The sequence below is a fragment of the Polynucleobacter sp. es-EL-1 genome, from assembly GCF_018687975.1.
GTDB lineage: Bacteria > Pseudomonadota > Gammaproteobacteria > Burkholderiales > Burkholderiaceae > Polynucleobacter.
The window spans coordinates 199,492-215,890 of sequence record NZ_CP061310.1 but is presented as its reverse complement, the minus strand read 5'-3'; the positions used below and the strand labels follow the sequence as shown (position 1 = coordinate 215,890).

The 16,399-nt window shown below is 46.2% G+C and carries 16 protein-coding genes; 8 read left to right on the top strand and 8 right to left on the bottom strand.

Translation table 11 applies throughout. From position 1 onward, the window contains the following. Positions 1–60: 60 nt before the first annotated feature. Positions 61–2,388 (bottom strand): NADP-dependent malic enzyme, encoded by a 2,328-nt coding sequence (locus FD974_RS01160; RefSeq protein WP_215365047.1) that lies wholly within the window; start codon positions 2,386–2,388, stop codon positions 61–63. A gap of 84 nt (positions 2,389–2,472) precedes the next feature. Between FD974_RS01160 and thiL the strand changes: the two genes are divergently transcribed. The 3 genes from thiL to FD974_RS01145 are packed head-to-tail and all read left to right on the top strand — an operon-like array spanning position 2,473 to position 4,586. Then, positions 2,473–3,492, top strand: coding sequence for a thiamine-phosphate kinase (thiL, locus tag FD974_RS01155; protein ID WP_215365045.1), 1,020 nt, complete (start codon positions 2,473–2,475; stop codon positions 3,490–3,492). Positions 3,493–3,507: 15 nt separating this feature from the next. After that, on the top strand, positions 3,508–4,062 hold the full coding sequence (locus FD974_RS01150) for a phosphatidylglycerophosphatase A (RefSeq protein WP_215365043.1): 555 nt from the start codon (positions 3,508–3,510) through the stop codon (positions 4,060–4,062). Further along, a complete protein-coding gene (locus tag FD974_RS01145; protein ID WP_215365040.1) occupies positions 4,062–4,586 on the top strand; it encodes a CinA family protein in 525 nt (174 codons plus the stop codon). Before FD974_RS01150 ends, FD974_RS01145 begins: the two co-directional genes overlap by 1 nt. A gap of 22 nt (positions 4,587–4,608) precedes the next feature. On the opposite strand, the gene corA is transcribed toward FD974_RS01145, so the two are convergent. Then, positions 4,609–5,580: a magnesium/cobalt transporter CorA gene (gene corA / locus FD974_RS01140; RefSeq protein WP_215365037.1), complete on the bottom strand. Its 972-nt coding sequence runs from the start codon at positions 5,578–5,580 to the stop codon at positions 4,609–4,611. A 74-nt stretch (positions 5,581–5,654) separates the two neighbouring features. Here corA and pyrF point away from each other — a divergent pair, with 74 nt between their 5' ends. Next, positions 5,655–6,500: an orotidine-5'-phosphate decarboxylase gene (gene pyrF / locus FD974_RS01135; RefSeq protein ID WP_215365035.1), complete on the top strand. Its 846-nt coding sequence runs from the start codon at positions 5,655–5,657 to the stop codon at positions 6,498–6,500. A gap of 14 nt (positions 6,501–6,514) precedes the next feature. Here the strand turns inward: pyrF and mtgA are convergent, their stop codons facing one another. The 6 genes from mtgA to mpl are packed head-to-tail and all read right to left on the bottom strand — an operon-like array spanning position 6,515 to position 13,199. After that, complete coding sequence (gene mtgA, locus FD974_RS01130; protein ID WP_215365033.1) at positions 6,515–7,255, bottom strand: monofunctional biosynthetic peptidoglycan transglycosylase; 741 nt, start codon at positions 7,253–7,255, stop codon at positions 6,515–6,517. A 17-nt stretch (positions 7,256–7,272) separates the two neighbouring features. After that, a complete protein-coding gene (aroE, locus tag FD974_RS01125; protein WP_215365030.1) occupies positions 7,273–8,178 on the bottom strand; it encodes a shikimate dehydrogenase in 906 nt (301 codons plus the stop codon). A gap of 46 nt (positions 8,179–8,224) precedes the next feature. Then, on the bottom strand, positions 8,225–9,115 hold the full coding sequence (locus FD974_RS01120; protein ID WP_251374622.1) for a TonB family protein: 891 nt from the start codon (positions 9,113–9,115) through the stop codon (positions 8,225–8,227). Beyond that, positions 9,069–11,057 carry a ribonuclease catalytic domain-containing protein gene (locus tag FD974_RS01115; protein ID WP_215365026.1) on the bottom strand — a complete coding sequence of 663 codons (1,989 nt, stop codon included), beginning with the start codon at positions 11,055–11,057 and terminating at the stop codon, positions 9,069–9,071. Before FD974_RS01115 ends, FD974_RS01120 begins: the two co-directional genes overlap by 47 nt. Before the next feature lie 2 nt (positions 11,058–11,059). Then, positions 11,060–11,788, bottom strand: coding sequence for a 3-oxoacyl-ACP reductase FabG (fabG, locus tag FD974_RS01110; protein WP_215365023.1), 729 nt, complete (start codon positions 11,786–11,788; stop codon positions 11,060–11,062). 4 nt (positions 11,789–11,792) lie between these two features. Then, positions 11,793–13,199: a UDP-N-acetylmuramate:L-alanyl-gamma-D-glutamyl-meso-diaminopimelate ligase gene (gene mpl / locus FD974_RS01105; protein ID WP_215365020.1), complete on the bottom strand. Its 1,407-nt coding sequence runs from the start codon at positions 13,197–13,199 to the stop codon at positions 11,793–11,795. Positions 13,200–13,225: 26 nt separating this feature from the next. Here mpl and FD974_RS01100 point away from each other — a divergent pair, with 26 nt between their 5' ends. The 4 genes from FD974_RS01100 (at position 13,226) to accC (ending at position 16,378) form a co-directional block, all read left to right on the top strand. Further along, the gene (locus FD974_RS01100; protein ID WP_215365017.1) at positions 13,226–13,753 is read left to right on the top strand and encodes a TlpA disulfide reductase family protein; all 528 of its coding nucleotides are present in this window, start codon (positions 13,226–13,228) and stop codon (positions 13,751–13,753) included. A gap of 250 nt (positions 13,754–14,003) precedes the next feature. Continuing rightward, positions 14,004–14,453: a type II 3-dehydroquinate dehydratase gene (gene aroQ / locus FD974_RS01095; RefSeq protein WP_215365015.1), complete on the top strand. Its 450-nt coding sequence runs from the start codon at positions 14,004–14,006 to the stop codon at positions 14,451–14,453. Positions 14,454–14,489: 36 nt separating this feature from the next. Continuing rightward, positions 14,490–14,960, top strand: a complete 471-nt coding sequence (gene accB, locus FD974_RS01090; protein WP_215365013.1) for an acetyl-CoA carboxylase biotin carboxyl carrier protein — start codon at positions 14,490–14,492, stop codon at positions 14,958–14,960. A gap of 53 nt (positions 14,961–15,013) precedes the next feature. Beyond that, positions 15,014–16,378: an acetyl-CoA carboxylase biotin carboxylase subunit gene (accC, locus tag FD974_RS01085; RefSeq protein ID WP_215365011.1), complete on the top strand. Its 1,365-nt coding sequence runs from the start codon at positions 15,014–15,016 to the stop codon at positions 16,376–16,378. Positions 16,379–16,399 lie beyond the last annotated feature (21 nt).

Genomic DNA, 16,399 nt, shown 5'->3' with positions numbered 1-16,399 from the left:
TATAATAATTATTTAAGTTAGCTATTACTAACTAACTTAAATAAGGGTCCATCTTTTAACTTAAGCCATGCCCCTTGCATTACCGGCAGCCTCAACCACCGCCAAAGTTGTCACATTAACAATGCGTCGAACGGTGGCGGCAGGTGTCAGAATATGAATTGGCTTAGCAACACCTAAGAGCAATGGCCCAATGGCAATTCCATTACCTGCAGCAGTCTTGAGCAAGTTATAAGAAATATTCGCCGCATCGATATTGGGTAGTACCAATAAATTAGCATCGCCTTTTAATGGGGACGATGTCACTGCACCAGCACGAATCGTTTCATCCAAAGCGCTATCACCATGCATCTCACCATCTACTTCAAGAGTTGGATCTGCTTTTTGAATCAAAGCCAGCACTTCACGCATTTTGACTGCAGATGGTGCGCTGCTAGAACCAAAGTTGGAGTGGGATAAGAGAGCCACTTTAGGTGTTATGCCCAATTTACGCATTTCATTGGCCGCCATCAAAGTCAACTCTGCTAATTGCTCAGCAGTGGGATCAATATTGACATGGGTATCAACTAAAAATACTTGGCGACCCGGCAAAATTAATCCAGACATTGCACCATAGACATTAGCACCGGGCTCGCGACCGACAACTTCATCCACATATTTGAGATGGGTTGCAGAATTGCCAACGGTTCCACAAATCATGCCATCAGCCATACCTTTGGAAATCATCACCGAGCCAATTAAGCTATTACGACGACGCATTTCCAACTTCGCAAACGATTCAGTAACACCCTTGCGCTCTGTTAAACCCAAGTAGGTCTGCCAAAAGTCACGATAGCGGGGATCATTTTCTGGATTGACGATTTCAAAATCTTCGCCCGGCTTGATGCGCAAACCAAACTTGCCAATACGATGTTCGATCACTGCTGGTCGGCCAATCAAAATCGGGGTGGCAAGATGCTCATCAATAATGATCTGTACAGCACGCAATACGCGCTCATCTTCACCTTCAGCAAACACAATGCGCTTTTGATTTTCGGGTACACGTTTAGCAATGCTAAAGAGTGGCTTCATCAAAGTACCGGAGTGGTACACAAATTGCTGTAATTGATTGCGGTATGCATCAAAGTCTTTAATGGGGCGTTGAGCAACACCATCATCCATAGCTGCTTTGGCAACAGCAGGGGCAATGACAGTAATTAAACGCGGATCAAATGGCTTTGGAATTAAATATTCCGGGCCAAAAGAAAGATTTTCAATGCCATACACAGAGGTCACTACTTCGCTTTGCTCTGCTTGGGCTAACTCCGCAACAGCCTTGACGGCCGCTACTTCCATGCCGCGAGTGATGGTGGTAGCCCCTACATCCAGTGCACCGCGGAAGATAAATGGAAAGCACAACACGTTATTAACTTGATTGGGATAATCAGTGCGACCAGTTGCCATCACCGCATCTGGACGAACCTCTTTTACCTCTTCAGGCAAGATTTCTGGGGTTGGATTTGCTAAGGCATATATCAACGGCTTATCAGCCATCTTTTTCACCATGGATTGCTTAAGCACACCACCTGCTGAGAGACCCAAGAAAATATCAGCGCCCTCAATGACTTGATCCAAGGTGCGCAAATCAGTCTCTTGACAGAAAGGCTCTTTCTCTGGATCCATCAATTCTTGACGGCCTTTATAAGCAACTCCAGCCAAATCGGTTACCCAAATATTTTTGCGCGGAATCCCTAGGTCAACCAATAAATCCAAGCAAGCTAAAGCAGCGGCACCAGCACCGGAAGTAACCAACTTCACATTACCTACATCTTTGCCAACTACTTTTAAGCCATTTAGGATAGCTGCTGCAACCACAATTGCTGTGCCATGTTGATCATCATGGAAGACCGGAATCTTCATGCGCGCTTGTAATTTACGCTCAACGACAAAACAATCAGGCGCTTTAATATCTTCTAAGTTAATGCCACCAAACGTTGGCTCGAGTGCGGCAATAATTTCAACCAATTTGTCCGGATCGTTTTCATTCACTTCAATATCGAAAACATCAATGCCAGCGAATTTCTTAAATAGGACTGATTTACCCTCCATTACTGGCTTACTAGCTAACGGCCCAATGTTTCCTAAGCCAAGCACTGCGGTACCGTTGGTAATCACGCCGACCAAATTGCCTCGGGCTGTATAACGGAACGCATTCGCAGGATCTTTTGCAATCTCTTCGCAAGCTGCAGCTACACCCGGGGTATAAGCTAAAGCAAGATCTCGTTGATTGGTTAACTGCTTCGTTGGAGCAATTTCAATTTTTCCAGGTACTGGAAACTCGTGATAGTGGAGAGCTGCTGCTCTTAAATCCGCTATTTGCTGCTCTTTGCTGCTATTACTTGGTTTGCTCATCAGTTCACTCATCAATCAGACGTATTCAAGTTTCTCATTCTATTCCTCTCGGATAAAAGAGTCAGAAGAGCCATAAAATGAGGCATGCAATCTCAATCTACCCCCTTAGGTGAATTTGCTCTGATCCAACGTTTTTTTAAAACACAGTCAGATGCCATGCTCGCCATAAACCCTGGCTCAATTTCACTGGGCATTGGGGATGATTGCGCACTACTGAAGCCTGAACCGGATCATGAAATTGCGATTACAAGCGATATGCTTGTTGAAAACAGGCACTTTTTTGCCGGCACTAATCCCGAGTGCTTGGGCTGGAAAGCCCTAGCAGTAAACCTCTCAGACCTGGCTGCCATGGGTGCAAAGCCTTTAGGTTTTACGCTAGCAATTGCATTACCTAAGGCTGATAGTGCTTGGCTAGAGGCCTTTAGTAAGGGTTTATTTGCTATCGCCAATGCCTATTTTTGCCCCCTCATTGGTGGAGACACTACTGCTGGTCCACTGAATATTTGCATTACTGCTTTTGGGGCCATTCCAAAAGAAAAATCCATCCAGAGGTCGGGGGCATTGGCAGGTGACGATATTTGGGTATCTGGAACAGTTGGCGATGCAAGACTGACTCTTGCTGCACTGCGTCATGAAATTAAATTACCCCAAAACGATTTAGAAATAATTCAGGCACGCATGCATCAACCTAGCCCTAGGGTGGCACTAGGAATCGCCTTAAGAAAAGTTGCCAGCTCTGCTCTAGATATATCGGATGGTTTGCTGGGGGATTTAAAACATATCCTAAAGCAATCAAACAAAGATGCTGAAGTTTGGCTCGATAGCATTCCAAAGTCTCCCACCCTACTCAAACAAAGCAAGGATGTACAAAATCAGTTTGCCGCAGCCGGTGGTGATGACTACGAACTCTGTTTTACTGCCCCGATGAGCAAAAGGGATGCCATCAACCAAATCAGCCAAGATCTCAAGCTACCCCTTACTCGCATTGGAACTATCAACCCCATGCAACATTCAGCGCCCACCATCATTCTGAAGAGCAACGATGGGGTAATCAGCCAAGAGCAGGCAAATACACTAATGCAATCTTTTGATCATTTCATTTGAGCGCAACATCCCAATATGACCAATATCACTAAACCATCATTACTCTGGGTCTTCAGTTCACCCACTCGCATTTTGGCCTTTGGTTTTGGTAGCGGGCTCGCGCCCATTGCCCCGGGGACAGTTGGCACTTTATGGGCATGGGCCATTTTTCTCATAGCTCAGTATTACTTAAGCATTACAACAATACTTTGCTTAATTGCTTTGGGGATTTTGCTCGGCTGCTGGATTTGTGGAAAAGTCAGCGAAGAATTAGGTAAAAAAGATTTCGGCGGAATTGTCTGGGATGAAATCGTTGCCTTTTGGTTGGTACTTGCTCTGGTAATGCCTACCAATATTGCATTACAAATTTTGGCATTTGCCCTTTTTCGCTTATTTGATGCTCTCAAGCCGAGCTTGATTGGAAAAATTGATCGCCACTTTAAAACACTTGAAGATAGCCAGCATCAATCGCCTTCCAGCTTTAAACAAATACTATGGCGTGGGTTCGGCATTATTGCTGATGATCTGGCCGCCGCACTCATCACAGTCATTATTGTTGTCATAGTACAAACAATGGTTATCCTCTATTAATGAAAAACAATAACGACCCGCAGCATGAGCTAGCAAAATTTATTGGGATTGCTTTGACCCATCGTGGCTGGAAAATAGCCCTGGCAGAATCCTGCACAGGTGGACTTGTGTGCGCCACCCTCACCGATCTTGCTGGATCTAGCGATTGGTTTGAGCGAGGCTATATTACCTATAGCAACCAAGCCAAAACGGAGTGCTTGAATGTTCCATCTGAAGTCTTGAAATCCTTTGGCGCAGTCAGTGAAGAAGTTGCAAAAGCAATGGCTCAGGGTGCTCAACAGAATGCCAAGGTACAGGTTGCAATCTCGATTACTGGAATTGCTGGCCCTAGCGGTGGCTCACCAGAAAAACCCGTGGGTACCGTCTGTTTTGGTTGGGCCATCAAAGAAGATGGTACAAATGATTTAGTGAATATCACCACCATGACCAAGCATTTTAAAGGGGATCGTCAAACCGTGCGTGAACAAGCGCGCGACTTTGCACTATCAAAATTTTTGGAATTGCTAAGACCAAAAAACGCGTAGCTCCACATTCGGAGTCAATGCATTAGCGAGAGCTGAGCCATCCTTTGTGACGGAAGTACCATAAAGGAATCATCGCTGAAATGACCATCGAAATAATGGCCACTGGATAACCCCAAGTCTCCTCTAGTTCAGGCATATAACGGAAGTTCATACCCCAGATACTTGCCAACAAGGTTGGTGGCATTAAGGCAACAGATACCACCGAGAAGATCTTGATGATCTTACTTTGGTTCAAATTAATAAAACCCACCGTCGCATCCATCAAGAAGTTAATCTTGTCGAACAAGAATGCGGTGTGGTTTTCTAATGAATCAATGTCTCGCAAAATCTGACGCGCCTCTTCTTGTTGCTCATCAGATAACAATTTGCTGCGCATCAGGAATGACAAAGCGCGACGGGTATCCATCACGTTGCGACGGATGCGTCCATTCGTATCTTCTTCCTTGGCAATCGTCTCAAGCACTTCCTCGGCATCATTGTCAGTAATGTCATCTTGCAGAACCCGCTTTCCAGCAAGCTCAAGATTTTCATAAACCTCTTCCAAAGCATCGGCAGAATACTCAGCATCAGTGGAATACAAATCGAGCAGAACATCTTTTGCGTTGCTGACGGAGCCTGGACGCAAACGGGCACGTAAGCGTACCAAACGGAAGACGGGCAGATCTTCATCATGAATCGAGAACAAGACTTGTTTGGTCATGACAAACGCCACTCGGACGTTACGTGAGGTTTCCTCTTCATCTAGCAAGAAGTCAGTACGAATATGAAGGTGGCCGTCATCGGCCTCGAAATAGCGAGCAGAAGCTTCTAAATCACCCAAATCATCCAATTCAGGCAACAGAACTCCAAAAGCCTCTTTAATCCAGAGGAGCTCTTCCTCCTCCGGATCAACTACGTCGATCCAGATAGGGTTTGAATATTGCAACAATTCATTGCGATCTTCGACTTGCTCTTGAGAGAGGCGGCCATTTTGCAGGACGAACAAGTTGATCATGGTGAACTCCTAAGGAATGTGCGCTAGTTTATCCTATAGAACATGACAGTTTCACGAAAATAAGCCTAAATCTAATGAACTCCAGCTCAAATACCTTTACCCAGCAACTCCAGTCCGCATGGGCTTCTCAAGGCAGCATGTTATGCGTGGGCTTTGACCCAGATCCTCAGCGCTTGCCGGATGCCTTCAAAGCCAAACCGGAGGGTATTTTTGAGTTCTGCCGTGAAATCGCCGATGCAACTGCAGATCTAGTCTGTGCATTTAAGCCTCAGTTCGCTTATTTCGCATCACAAAGGGCTGAGGCTCAGCTTGAAAAACTCACCGGCTACCTTAAGGAAAAATATCCCCAGATTCCGGTAATCCTGGACTCCAAAAGGGGGGATATCGGCAGCACTGCCGACCACTACGCCTTGGAGGCCTTTGAGCGCTATGGGGCTGATGCTGTAACTGTTAACCCTTACATGGGCTTTGACACCATTGAGCCCTATCTCAGGCACGCTGGCAAGGGGGTCATTGTTTTATGCCGCACCTCAAATCCAGGTGGCTCTGACCTTCAGTTCTTAAATGTGGCCCCCAATGGCGAACCGCTTTACCTGCATGTTGCCAAACTCGCCACGCAACAATGGAATGCTTCAGGCCAAATTAGTCTGGTTGTGGGTGCAACTTTCCCTGAGGAAATTGCCAAGGTTCGCTCCATTGTTGGTGACATGCCTTTGCTCATCCCCGGTATTGGCGCGCAAGGTGGGGACATCGATGCCACTGTTCAAGCAGGTAGCATTCCCAATCATCCGGAAACAGGCATGATGATTAACTCCTCCAGAGCCATTCTGTATGCAAGCTCTGGCGCTGATTTTGCTGGGGCCGCCAGAAAAGTGGCCATCACTACGAGAGATGCATTACGAGCTGCTACAAAAAAATAATCGCTTCGTACTGACTAGTTTTTTGAGGTTTTACTTTTTTTGTTGGGCGCTAGCGCAACCCGATCCATATTCTCCAAGATGAATTCTTGGCGAGTGGGGAAATGGATATTGGCCTTACGACAATACCGCACTTTATCGAAACATTTTGGAGCAGGCAAAGCAGAAGCTAATGCTGCCGCCTGCTCGCGATCTAGCGATGCTGGCTTAATTCCATAATAGTGCTGAGATGCCGCACCAATCCCAAAGATTCCCTCGCCCCACTCTACAGAATTTAAATAAATCTCATATAAACGCTCTTTAGAAAGTATTGTTTCCAAAAGACCGGCAATGATGAGCTCCTGTCCTTTGCGAAAGTAATTCTGCTCAGATGAGAGGAATAGATTTTTGGCTAGCTGCTGGGTGATCGTAGAACCACCACGTAAGGCAGTTTTAGATTTACCGCTATTTTGTTGTGTATTTTTAGCCCAGGCTTTTTGCATATCCTCTACACGGACTCCCATGTGCTGAAAGAAGATGTCATCTTCACTCACCAATATTGCTCTCTTTAAATTCGCAGCAATCTTTTCGTAAGGAACCCAAGATGATTGAATGGAGCAAGACCAATGTAAGCCACAAAGACGCCAACGCTCTGCCCGCTGGAAAGCGGTACTACTGGGATTGACAACTGACCAGATGCCAACCTGAATCACAAAATAGATTTGTATGGCAATAAAGCCAGCAAGTAGGCACTTAAAGAAGTAGCGAAGCCAGCGCATCAATGTTTGGGTACGAGCTAAGCTCTGCGCAGTTCTGCCAATACAGCACGTGGGTCAATTGAATGACTTAAGTCTGCACCACGCCACATTAAAAATGCGTCTGCAGCTTGCTCTACCAGCATTCCTAGGCCGTCGCTTACACGAGCCCCGCGATGCAAAGCCTGCTGCATCATGGCGGTAACCTTACCGTAGACCATGTCGTAAGCAAATGATTGGGGTGTAAAAATATTTGCAGCAGCTAAATCACTTAATGGCGATTCATCACTCAAACCTGCTGCCGTGGCATTAATCACAACATCAAACGGATACGGTGTTTTCGCTGAATCCTCTAAATCGGTCAGCGTGCGAGCCTCGAGGGCAACCTCATAGATACTAGCAAGCTGAGCAAAAAGTTTTACTAATTCATCAGCTTTTGCGCTTGAGCGATTGGCAATAATTAAACTTCTAGGAGACTGCTCTAACAAGGGACCAATGACACCGCGGGCAGCACCCCCTGCACCCAAGAGCAAAATACGAGCCTTATGAAGCGGAATACCTTGCGCTAATAAATCACGCACTAAGCCAGCACCATCCGTATTGTCACCATAGATTTTCCCGCCCTCTAGACGCAATGTATTAACAGCGCCAGCAAGCTTGGCTCGCGTTGTCAATACATCTGCAAAAGCTTGCGCATCCAACTTGAAGGGAACGGTCACACTCATGCCTTTACCACCAGCAGCAAAAAAGATTTTTGCTGCGGCTTCAAACGCACCCAATTCTGCGAGCAATAACCCGTAATACATTTTTTGTTTGGCTTGCTGAGCAAACTGCTGATGAATTCGTGGAGACTTGCTGTGAGCAATAGGGTTGCCAGTAACAACATAGACATCCAGCCCTGGAAATTGGGTCGGATCGGTATGCAAATTAGTAGATGTAGTACTCATATTCAATACAGGATAAGCGAAGTTGAACAGTTTTTATCCAAAAAAATTAACGTAGCAATTCCAGGTGATCAGAGCCATCCCTAGTGAATTCAAAAGTAGAGATCCAATCAAGAATATCAATTTGTCGGCGCATCTCTGTAGGAAAGAGGCCAAAAGGCGAAGATGCTCGTACGATTGCTAAAGCTTGTCGATCTAATTCAGGGTTTCCAGAACTGCGCCCGATGCTCAGACCATCCTTACCCTGCGCATTATTAGCAATACGGCCCTGAGCATCAACACTTACTACGATGACTAAGCTCCCATATAAAGGGCGGCCATTGGCACGAGGAAAAAAAGTACTGCCATAAGCCTCAATTTTTTGACGCATGGCATCGTAATATTGTGCGAAAGCTACTGCCTTAGTGCTGGCACCCGTCAAGGTTTTGCGACGCGGTTCACGTCCATTGACTTGCAAACGTTTTGATAACTCCGCCTCGAGAGAATTGAACTCTTGCGTAGCCCTATTCTCATCACCACTCTTGCGGCCGCCAGCCTGCTTTTGCTCACTATCTAACTTTGACAGCATTTGCTTTTGTTGCTTCTCCAATGCTTCGACACGGGCTTGGGCTCCCAATCTTGCACGATGTGTTGCAGTTGCATCTTGATTTGCAGTTGTGCCGCCGCCATGCAAATCTGCTTGGGCTAATTTATTAGCCTGTTTAGGCGCAATCTGGTTGCTAGAGTTCACTAATACAACACTGAGGGGCGTATTTAAGCGACGCTGCTCAATCTCACCAATCCCCCAACGAAATGATAAGAAAAGCAAATGCGCCAAAATGGAAAGGCCCAATGCATAGCCAAATGGATAACGGCGCCAGCTAGTATCTAAGCGCCCCAAAAACTGACTTAGCTTAGGCGGGATTTGCATCACTATCAGGAGCTTGTGGAGTCTCCACATGAAGCACTCTTACTCCAGCAGAAAGTTGTAAGAGGTCTACATCGCAAATACTTACTTCTGCACGCGTCATCCGAGGGTGAGTGGCTAGCTCGGGTATTGGTAAATGCAAAGGAATAAGCTCGACTCTAGACATACCATCCTTGAGATGCCTCACAAATACCTGCTTAGGTTGCTCATCTTGTGCAATCCAGCGTAAGCACCAGTATTTCTCAAGGCGATCTTGGTATTCGCCGTAGGCTGAATAGCAAGCCTCAAAATCTGCCGCAATTCCCATTAATGCCGCATCTCGGGGTGGAAATGGTGCAACCATCTTGGCAGTAACGCCATGCTTAGCCAATGCAATCAGTTGCCACTGGTTAACTAAGTCAGAATAGCGGCGCAATGGCGATGTACACCAAGCGTAATACTCCAAGCCTAAGCCCTCATGCGGGCCAGGGGTTGTCTGCATACGAGTTCGCAAAGGGCCCCATCCCTTTTGAGTGCGGAATAATCCTGGCAAACCATGATCGGCCAATAACTTCCCCGAGGCGCTATTGCAATAAATCATCCACTCAGCGACGATGGTATCCAAAATGGATCCACGCTGGCGAGGGGAAATCTCAACACGCTCTTGGCCATCATGTTCTTGAATCTGGAAATGGAAATCTCTCGCTAGAGCATGAGGATCAACCGTACCCAATATCTCCGCACGAAGCCCATTGCTCACCCTGTGTTCTTGGCGTCCTGCATGCAAGAGTTTGGCAGCATTCCACAACACACTGAGCTCATGCCGATAGGGCAAATCTGCATTCTCATCGAGCAAGCTATCTTCCGTCACTTTATGCTCTAGATTTTCGAGGCGCAGGTTTGCCCCCATAGGAACCATCTCAGCGCGAAGTTGCAAGGATGCCTTGTCGAGCGCTCCCTCAGAATCAATATCCACATAAATGGATAAAGCGGGACGTGGGGCGCCCTCATCTAAGGAGAATTGCTCAATCACGGAATCGGGCAACATCGTCATTTTGTCTCCCGGGAAATACACGGTAGACATTCGGGTTCGTGCAACTTTATCTAATGCGTCATCCTTAGCGATCACTAAACCAGGAGCTGCAATATGAATACCAATACGATACCCACCACCCTCGAGCGCAGTGACGGATAAAGCATCATCGATTTCCGTGGTACCTGAGTCATCAATTGAAAACGCAGTCACTTGTGCCAATGGCAAATCTGCCATTGCTGTCTCTAAATTAGTTTGATCAATCTTTACAGACTCATCATGTTTAGAGCCACCTGGGAAATGGTTTTTGAGGAACATACCCTGGTGGTACTGCAAGGGTGAATCAATTGCCCCACAACGAATCATTAATTGCGCTGGCGACTCACCCGATTCGGTACAAGCTGCTAGCAAAGCTTTATAGGCAATGGTATTTTTATCTGGGGAAAAGAGTAATTGATTAGCTTGTGACTTCAGGGTTTCTGGAAAGACTCCAGCAACTAACTCTTGCTGCCAAGCCAACTGCTGCTCTAATTCTTTTTGTTTACGGTCGAGAGCTGCAAGACCTGCCTGTAATTGCTCTAGTGGCGCTCTTTGAAAACGCCCGCGCCCTTTACGACGAAAAAATACGGGCGCCCCCTGCAAGGCAATTGCCAAGCCAGTTTGCTGCGGGATGCTTGCCTGAGAACCAAAATACTCTTGGGCAACGTCCACCAAACTAAATTCTTCATCCGGTGCGCAATCCCACAAAAACTGTAAATCAATTTGTTTGGAGAGGGTATTGGCCTCGTCCATCAACGCCTGGGGTTCTGGCTTTTCAAAGCGTAGCCAAACTTCTTTGGCTTTTAGCTTGATCTTCTTTCCAGACAGGCTGGTTGCCTGCCACGACTCAGTGTCACCAGACCCAGAGGCAGACTGGACTGTAGCAACCTTGATATCACCACCCTCTTCATATAACAAATGCATACTTAAAGGGAAATCCCGCCACTGGCTTCAAGCGCTACACCATTGACATAGCTTGCTTCATCGCTCGCCAAGAATAAATACACATTCGCCATTTCTTCAGGGGTGCCTAAGCGGCCAAGCCAACTGCGTCTCTCAATATCTTTAAGAATATTTTCCGGCATGGCTTTGACCATTTCAGTAGCAATGAAGCCTGGGCACACTGCATTGACGCGAATGCCCTTAGCCCCTAACTCGCGCGCCCAGGTTTTAGTGAAACCAATCACACCAAACTTAGTTGCGGAGTAGTTAGTCTGGCCAAAATTTCCGTAAATACCGACAACGCTAGAAGCATTCACTATCGCACCCTTACCAGCATCTAACATATGCGGCACAACTAATTGAGTGCAATTGAATACACCTTTCAAGTTGACATCAATAACTGCATCAAATTGTGCTTCGGTCATTTTGACTAAGCGTGCATCTTGCGTGATACCAGCATTGTTAATGAGGATATCGATGCGTCCATGCTGTTGCATGATCTGATCAACAGCAGCCTGGATACTAGCGCGATCAGTCACATTCATGACATAAGCCTCTGAACCTGGAATGAGATCGACGGCAGCTTTAACGGCCTCGGGATTCACATCCGCAATCATCACTCTTGCACCCTCTTGCGCAAACCGTTTTGCAGTGGCAAAACCGATTCCTTTGGCGGCTCCGGTAATGAGGGCAACTTTATCTTTTAATCTCATAGAATTACTCAGCTTTCTCTTGTATTGCTGTCAATATCTTGTGATGCACACCGCCAAAGCCGCCGTTACTCATCACTAAAATATGATCATGAGGCTTTGCCTCTTTTGCTACTGCAGCGACCAAGGCACTCAGGTCATCGAATGCCAATGCACGATCTTGTTCATTAGCATTCAACGGGGAAAGCACCTCTTTTAAATCCCAACCCAAGGACTCTTTTCCAGAATTGGCACCATAGGCAAACACCTTGTCTGCAGCTTCTAAGCTATTGGGTAGTTGAGCCTTCATTACTCCCAATTTCATCGTGTTAGATCTTGGCTCAAGCACCGCTAAGATTCGCGCATTTCCAACACGTCTACGCAAGCCATCAACCGTAGTAGTAATTGCTGTTGGATGGTGTGCAAAATCATCATATACCGTGATGTTATTCGCTACCCCAATAGTTTCTAGGCGACGCTTCACATTTTTGAACTTCGCTAATGCCAGTGCTGCATCCTTCGGTGAAATGCCAACATGATTTGCGCAAGCAATTGCCGCTAATGCATTCAGTTGATTATGCCGACCCATCACTCCAGAGTCGGGCGCCCACTCCACAGTTGCAACTTCTTTACCGCTCTGAAGAACAGTAAACCCATCGCCCGCTTTGAAAATTAAAGACCATGCATTTTTTTGATCCTGCCCGAATGTTTCTACTGGCGCCCATGCACCTCGAGCGACAACACGCTCTAATGCAGCTTCTTCCCCATTGACCACCAAGAGGCCATCACTCGGTACCGTTCTCACAAGGTGATGAAACTGGGTTTCGATTGCCCCAAGATCCGCAAAAATATCCGCATGATCAAACTCTAAATTATTGAGCAAGGCTGTGCGTGGTCGATAGTGAACAAACTTACTACGTTTATCAAAAAAAGCAGTGTCGTACTCATCGGCTTCAATGACAAAATACTTTCCCTCACCCAGGTTAGCCGATACAGTGAAATTAAGGGGTACGCCACCAATTAAATAGCCCAGCTTGTAACCATTAAATTCCAAAATCCAGGTGAGCATTGCTGACGTTGTAGTTTTGCCATGAGTGCCGGCTACCGCCAAAACATGTTTGCCATACAACACTTGCTCACCCAACCATTGCGGCCCAGAAATATAGGGCAGACCTTGATTGAGAATAGCCTCCATTAAGGGGTTTCCTCGAGAAACCACGTTGCCGATAACAAATAAATCAGGCATCGTCTCAAACTGTAATAATTGATCGGGCGAAAATCCCTCAATTAGCTCGATGCCTTGAGACTCCAGTTGAGTGCTCATTGGTGGATACACGTTGGCATCGCAGCCCGTAACGCGATGTCCAGCTTGACGAGCGATTGCGGCAATGCCGCCCATGAAAGTACCGCAAATGCCCAAGATATGTATATGCATTGGCAAATTTTAGCTAAGGAGCAGTAATGAATCGAAGACAGTGGATTTATATCGTCGGAATCAGCCTAGTAGCATTGGTTTTAGGCGTTCTGACATCGCAATGGATTTACCGAACGAGTCTTGCCGATGATCCTGCTATCAAGGCATTTTTTGATAATCCCTGGAAAACTCCTGATGGCAAATCGGTCGATACCAACAGTTGGCGCGGAAAAGTGCTGGTAGTGAACTTTTGGGCATCCTGGTGCCCCCCTTGTGTTGAAGAAATGCCAACCTTAGATCAATTGCAAGCAGAGTTTTTGCCACAAAATGTCTTATTTGTTGGCATTGGCATTGATTCACCATCTAACATTCGTCAATTCCTTGAAATGACTCCTGTTTCATATCCTATTGTGATTGGTGGATTAGAGGGTAGTGCACTCTCAAAACAAATGGGCAATGCCCAAGGCGCACTTCCTTACACAATCATTATTGACGCAAAGGGAAAGGCAACTAGTAGTAAATTAGGGAAAATAAGCGAAGAAGAGCTCAGAAAAGCCATTAAATCTGCACTTTAGAGTATTTAAAGCTCATTTAAGTAACGAGACTTAGCTATAAATAAGGCCTTTTTAAACCTTATTTGCATTTATCTGCATCTAAAATCTATGAAATTAGGGGTTGTAATCTCCACTTCTTTCGGCTTTTAGATAATTTCTAGGGGTATACTCATTCTGTACTTCATGAAGAATTCCTTTTATAAAGTAAGTGGTTTTAGAGAAAAGCTTTATTGATCCAATTAAACCTAACTGCCTCTAAAAATATCGATCTATGTCGAAAAATACTTCAATTCTCGTAATTCAAGGCCCCAATCTCAATCTTTTGGGAACCCGCGAACCCGAGGTTTATGGCAAAACTACGCTGGAAGATATCCATGCAAAGCTGGGAACCATTGCAAAAGCCAACGATGTTCAGTTATCCACCTTTCAAAGCAACCATGAAGGTGAATTGATTGACCGAGTTCAGAAGGCCAAGCAAGATGGAATTGATTTCATCATTATTAATCCAGGTGCCTTCACCCATACTAGTGTGGCACTTCGTGATGCTTTAGCTGGGGTAGCCATTCCATTTACAGAAGTTCACTTATCCAATATTCATCAGCGCGAAGAGTTTCGTAAGCACTCCTATTTATCCGACATCGCTACTGGGGTGATCTGTGGATTGGGTGCAATTGGCTATGAATTAGCACTCCAGGCAGCTATTGCGCGCCTTCGTAAATAAATATTTATTCAGAATTACTAGAAAGGAAAACTTTCCATGGATCTCAGAAAACTCAAAACCCTCATTGATCTTGTTTCAGAATCTGGAATCTCTGAACTAGAGGTCAACGAAGGTGAAGATCGTGTCCGCATTGTGAATGCTGGCACTTCAGCCCCTGCCGGCCAAGTTGTCTATGCCACCGCTGCACCCACACAAACTATGCAAGCGGCTCCTGCGGCAAGTGCAGCGCTAGCTGCTACTGCCCCAATCATTGAAGAAGCTCCCGCAGAAACTGGCTTTGTAGCACGCTCACCTATGGTGGGCACTTTCTACCGCGCTCCAAATCCTGAATCACCTAATTTTGTGAATGTTGGTGACACAGTCAAAGTGGGCCAGACACTCTGCATCATTGAAGCTATGAAACTGCTCAATGAAATTGAATCTGAAAAAGCCGGTGTGATTAAGCAAATTCTCTGCGAGAACGGTCAAGGTGTCGAATTTGACCAACCACTTTTCATCATTGCTTAATTGGCCTCTTCGAGAGCCTATTCCGATCCACCATTACTTAACTCAGAGCCGACATGTTCGATAAGATTCTGATTGCCAATCGCGGAGAAATTGCCCTTCGCATCCAGCGCGCCTGTCGTGAACTGGGAATTAAAACTGTAGTGGTCTACTCCACTGCAGATAAAGAAGCTAAATATGTGAAGTTGGCAGATGAGGCCGTATGTATCGGCCCTGCGCCATCTCCGCTAAGTTATCTCAATATGCCTGCCATCATTTCTGCAGCAGAAGTGACGGATGCCGAAGCCATCCACCCAGGTTATGGCTTTTTGTCCGAGAATGCAGACTTTGCTGAGCGGGTTGAGAAGTCAGGTTTTGCCTTTATTGGACCTACCGCGGCATCGATTCGCCTCATGGGCGACAAGGTATCAGCAAAACGTGCCATGATTAAAGCGGGTGTACCTTGCGTGCCCGGCTCTGAAGGTGCGCTACCAGATAATCCCAAAGAAATTATTGCTACAGCTAAGCGAGTTGGCTACCCCGTCATTATTAAAGCAGCCGGTGGTGGTGGTGGTCGCGGTATGCGCGTGGTTCATACGGAAGCAGCACTGCTAAATGCTGTAAACATGACCAAGGAAGAGGCTGGTCGCGCTTTTGGTAACCCAGAAGTTTATATGGAGAAGTTTCTTGAAAAACCTCGCCATGTAGAAATTCAAATTCTGGCCGATACCCATGGCAATGCTATTTGGCTTGGTGAACGTGACTGCTCAATGCAGCGTCGCCACCAAAAAGTGATTGAAGAGGCTCCAGCCCCAGGCATTGATCGCCGCGCTATCGCCAAAATTGGTGAGCGTTGCGCAGAAGCCTGTAGAAAAATTGGTTATCGCGGTGCCGGCACTTTCGAATTCCTTTATGAAGATGGCGAATTCTTTTTCATTGAAATGAATACCCGCGTCCAAGTTGAGCACCCCGTGACGGAAATGATTACTGGGGTTGATATTGTTCAAGAACAAATTCGGATTGCTGCTGGTTTGAAATTGAGCTACCGCCAAAAAGACATTGTTTTCCGTGGCCATGCCATTGAATGTCGTCTGAATGCAGAAGATCCATTTAAGTTCACCCCTAGCCCAGGCAAAATTGGTTCATTCCACATGCCAGGTGGCCCCGGCATACGTGTGGATTCCCATGCATACAGCGGTTATGTAGTGCCATCGAACTACGATTCCATGATTGGTAAGTTGATTTCCTATGGCAATACTCGTGAACAAGCGATCCGCCGGATGCAAATTGCACTTTCTGAGATGGTGATTGATGGAATTACGACCAATGTGCCCCTGCATCGTGAACTCATGCTCGATCCGAACTTTATTGAAGGCGGCACCAGCATTCACTATCTCGAGCATCGTCTTGAAGAACAAGCTGCCAGTCGCGGTAAGCCTTAAGCTACGAATTTATTCACCTTA

Coding starts and splice junctions, on each gene's coding strand:
- FD974_RS01115 (WP_215365026.1), bottom strand. CDS start 11,057: ATGCATTTGTTATATGAAGAGGGTGGTGATATCAAGGTTGCTACAGTC.
- aroE (WP_215365030.1), bottom strand. CDS start 8,178: ATGAGTACTACATCTACTAATTTGCATACCGATCCGACCCAATTTCCA.
- accC (WP_215365011.1), top strand. CDS start 15,014: ATGTTCGATAAGATTCTGATTGCCAATCGCGGAGAAATTGCCCTTCGC.
- mtgA (WP_215365033.1), bottom strand. CDS start 7,255: ATGCGCTGGCTTCGCTACTTCTTTAAGTGCCTACTTGCTGGCTTTATT.
- accB (WP_215365013.1), top strand. CDS start 14,490: ATGGATCTCAGAAAACTCAAAACCCTCATTGATCTTGTTTCAGAATCT.
- fabG (WP_215365023.1), bottom strand. CDS start 11,788: ATGAGATTAAAAGATAAAGTTGCCCTCATTACCGGAGCCGCCAAAGGA.
- aroQ (WP_215365015.1), top strand. CDS start 14,004: ATGTCGAAAAATACTTCAATTCTCGTAATTCAAGGCCCCAATCTCAAT.
- pyrF (WP_215365035.1), top strand. CDS start 5,655: ATGAACTCCAGCTCAAATACCTTTACCCAGCAACTCCAGTCCGCATGG.
- mpl (WP_215365020.1), bottom strand. CDS start 13,199: ATGCATATACATATCTTGGGCATTTGCGGTACTTTCATGGGCGGCATT.
- FD974_RS01100 (WP_215365017.1), top strand. CDS start 13,226: ATGAATCGAAGACAGTGGATTTATATCGTCGGAATCAGCCTAGTAGCA.
- corA (WP_215365037.1), bottom strand. CDS start 5,580: ATGATCAACTTGTTCGTCCTGCAAAATGGCCGCCTCTCTCAAGAGCAA.
- FD974_RS01160 (WP_215365047.1), bottom strand. CDS start 2,388: ATGAGCAAACCAAGTAATAGCAGCAAAGAGCAGCAAATAGCGGATTTA.
- FD974_RS01145 (WP_215365040.1), top strand. CDS start 4,062: ATGAAAAACAATAACGACCCGCAGCATGAGCTAGCAAAATTTATTGGG.
- FD974_RS01150 (WP_215365043.1), top strand. CDS start 3,508: ATGACCAATATCACTAAACCATCATTACTCTGGGTCTTCAGTTCACCC.
- thiL (WP_215365045.1), top strand. CDS start 2,473: ATGCAATCTCAATCTACCCCCTTAGGTGAATTTGCTCTGATCCAACGT.
- FD974_RS01120 (WP_251374622.1), bottom strand. CDS start 9,115: ATGTGGAGACTCCACAAGCTCCTGATAGTGATGCAAATCCCGCCTAAG.